The 2,974-nt window shown below is 55.5% G+C and carries 3 protein-coding genes; all 3 read right to left on the reverse strand.

Annotated features, from left to right (window positions below):
• Window positions 1-220 precede the first annotated feature (220 nt).
• The 3 genes from H5U08_RS14445 to H5U08_RS14455 all read right to left on the reverse strand — a co-directional run bounded on the left by H5U08_RS14445 (window position 221) and on the right by H5U08_RS14455 (window position 2,916).
• On the reverse strand, window positions 221-1,114 hold the full coding sequence (locus H5U08_RS14445; RefSeq protein WP_297034522.1) for an XrtA system polysaccharide deacetylase: 894 nt from the start codon (window positions 1,112-1,114) through the stop codon (window positions 221-223).
• A gap of 12 nt (window positions 1,115-1,126) precedes the next feature.
• The gene (locus H5U08_RS14450; protein ID WP_297034525.1) at window positions 1,127-2,017 is read right to left on the reverse strand and encodes a sugar transferase; all 891 of its coding nucleotides are present in this window, start codon (window positions 2,015-2,017) and stop codon (window positions 1,127-1,129) included.
• A gap of 329 nt (window positions 2,018-2,346) precedes the next feature.
• On the reverse strand, window positions 2,347-2,916 hold the full coding sequence (locus H5U08_RS14455) for a transcription termination/antitermination NusG family protein (RefSeq protein WP_297034528.1): 570 nt from the start codon (window positions 2,914-2,916) through the stop codon (window positions 2,347-2,349).
• Window positions 2,917-2,974 lie beyond the last annotated feature (58 nt).

Consider the following 2,974-nt stretch of genomic DNA (forward strand, 5'->3'; position numbering starts at 1 on the left):
CACCGCTGCCAGGGTGGAATGACCGACCACGCCACGTGGTGGCAGCGTGCCCGGAGGGCCTTCTCCGTTTCCGTGGACAGGGGCTCGTCCGCCAGGAACGCAACGTCCAGATCACATCGCTGAGCCAAGTAGTCCAGCCAGTGAAAGGATCGAATCCTGTGGCCTCGATTCGGAGGATAAGGAGTACGATGAACAAGGTAAAGCAGCCTTTTCCTGGTATTCATTCGACCGGGGTGAGGCAGGGCGTCAACATCTTCGGTTGTGGGCAGTGGCCAAGCCAGTAGTTCAAAGCGGTTTCCAGTGTGCCCCAGTTGAAATGGTCGAGCAATCTGGACAGCTTGTGCTCCGTTTTCGCGAGGTTGACATAATGGCGAAACCGTGCAGGCCAACGTAAGCGAGGCATCCGGGGTTGTTCGGGGTCCAACTCCCACGGATGGATGTATACCACAACCGGTCGGCCTTCACGATGAATTCTCCGGCACAGTGCTCGTGTGAGCCAGTATGGGTAAAGCCGAAAGTAGCCTCCGCCAGCTACCGGGAAATTGATGCCTGAAATTCGCACCACACTAGCCGGAACTTCCCAAATCGGCCCGGCCTGGGTTCGGATCTGGAAAGGAGCTATGGGCGCTTTAGGCAGTCCGTAACGGTCGTGAAATATCGGGAACACACTGGAGTCATAAAGAATCCCTTCTTCAGCCAAGATCTCAAACGCCCAAAGTGATTTTTCGGTGATCGAAAAACTCGGCGCGCGGTAAGCGGTAACTGCTGTACCAGTGATATCGCTGAGGATCTTCATCGATTCGCTGAGGTCACTTCGAAACTCCTGCGGGGATTGATTGTAGATGAGCTTGTGCCAGGTACTGTGCGACCCGACTTGATGTCCCGCGCTGGAAATCTCACGAATCAACCGGGGCTGCCTCCGCGCCAACCACCCCAGGACGAAAAAGGTCGCCTTGACCTTGCGGTCTGCAAACATTTGGAGAAGTTTCTGAACGGGGAGAGCCACCCGCGACGCAAAAGAATCCCATTCAGTGCGCGAAATCGTGTTTTCAAAATTGGATACCTGGAAAAACTCCTCGACATCGACCGTAAGAATGTTCAGGACATCGGCCATACCGACAAAGCATCATCGAGGTTTTCGGACGGGTGTCCATTGGGTGGAAAATGCATGGCGATGCCCATTGTGCGGCTTGGAAAGTGAGTGGGACACGGCGTCAGTATAGGTCTTCGGCATGTTCGCCTCGGGGGTGGTCCCGCTTCGCATCCAATGGGGAATCCGCGGCGTGCGGGTCAACCCAAGCCATCGTGCGATTTTCAATCCCGGGAGCCCCACCAGTTTAAGCGCGGTACAGAGGAAAATCCGCGCGTCCAGCCAGATATTTCCCCGTTCGATGTATTCCAGATCCAGAACCAGCTTCCGCCGAACGGAATCCAGATCGGTGTCCGGTGGCAAATTGATTTGTGCCAGCCCCGTGATGCCCGGCAGCACAGCGCAGCGCTGCAGGTATCCTGGGATTGCTCTAGCAAGGACCTGGGCGAATTCCGGTCGTTCCGGTCGCGGTCCGATGAGCGTCATTTCTCCTTTGAGCACATTCAAAAGTTGAGGCAATTCATCCAGGTGAAATCGGCGGAGGATTCGGCCGACGGGTGTGATCCGTGGATCGTTTTCGGCCGTCCAAACCGGTCCGGTTTCCTTTTCTGCATCGCAGTACATTGTGCGGATTTTGTAGATCCAGAAGAGCTTGCCATTTTTTCCCACCCGTAGTTGTCGGTAGAGGCCTGGCCCGGGACTCGTCAGGCGGACGAGAAGAACGAGAATCGCCGTGATTGGCAACACAATCGGGGTCATGCACACCGCGAGGCACCAGGCAATGCCCGGTTGCCATTTAAAATAGGCAGACGGACGAACAGCGGGGACTTCCGGGTGGGTTGGGGCTTCAGATGCCGAACGAGGTTCAATGTCCGCAAGAATATATGAATTGGGAAATGAAGTCACACGCCGGGGCAAGACGCTCATCGTTGCAGAACTCCCTGCTGCGGCAATTTCACCGGCCAAGACGCGTGAATACCAGGTCCCTCTGCCCCAACGTTCTGTTCCGCAAGCTGCTCACTTTCCGCTCAACCACTTTAAATGGTGGACTCAACCAAGTCAACTATTTCATACCGATCATCCCTTTTTTCCACTACCCAGTCCATGAGTGCCCGAGACAGAAGCTTCTGTCGAAGTTTCGCGAAATCAGGACCAGAAGTGTTGAAGAGTCATTCGGTCGGCGGCATCACAACCAAGCCGGAGTTTCTCTGGCAACCAGTTTTCGGACAAGGCCAACGGAACGAAACGCGTACCGCTCAGCACTCATTGGCAATCGGTTCCAGCTCGACAAGGTCGGCCAACAACGAGGCCCCCTGCTGGATGAAGGAAACCATGACGATGAACCTTTCTTCGCCATGGCGTGAGACGACGACGCCTTCGATGCCGGCGAGGGGACCTGACCTGATTCGTACGCGGGTGCCCGTGGTAATTCGGGATTCGGGCAGGAGCGGAAGTCCCGAGGCGATAAGCCGCTGAATGGAACGCAGCTCGTTGACCAATGTCTCTTTGTCAGGTACTTCGATACATTTCGACACGCAGTTCGTCGTGACAGCGCGATAACGGTCCTCGTCCTGTCCGCAAAGAAACACGTAGCCCGAAAAAAGAGGGATATACGAGGTAAAGATGCGACCTTTAGGGGTCTTCGTCCGCTTGGGTACCAACGGGCAATAGTGGGCAATTCGGAGTTCACGAAGGCGTTGCATCAGGATCTTTTCCTGGCGTGCCTTCGTGTAAAGTGCCCACCATCGACCTTCCATGGCCGACGAATGCCCCTCGTCGAGCAGGTTTTCCGGAAAAATATCGGGCTCTTTGGGCCGAATCGGCATTGCAGGAGGGCGGTCCAGCAAAGGGCTTGCGCGTCAATTTGTGTCCCTGTTTCAAGTA

The sequence above is a fragment of the Thermogutta sp. genome, from assembly GCF_014359955.1.
Taxonomy (GTDB): Bacteria; Planctomycetota; Planctomycetia; order Pirellulales; family Thermoguttaceae; genus Thermogutta.

Coding starts and splice junctions, on each gene's coding strand:
- H5U08_RS14450 (WP_297034525.1), bottom strand. CDS start 2,017: ATGAGCGTCTTGCCCCGGCGTGTGACTTCATTTCCCAATTCATATATT.
- H5U08_RS14445 (WP_297034522.1), bottom strand. CDS start 1,114: ATGGCCGATGTCCTGAACATTCTTACGGTCGATGTCGAGGAGTTTTTC.
- H5U08_RS14455 (WP_297034528.1), bottom strand. CDS start 2,916: ATGCCGATTCGGCCCAAAGAGCCCGATATTTTTCCGGAAAACCTGCTC.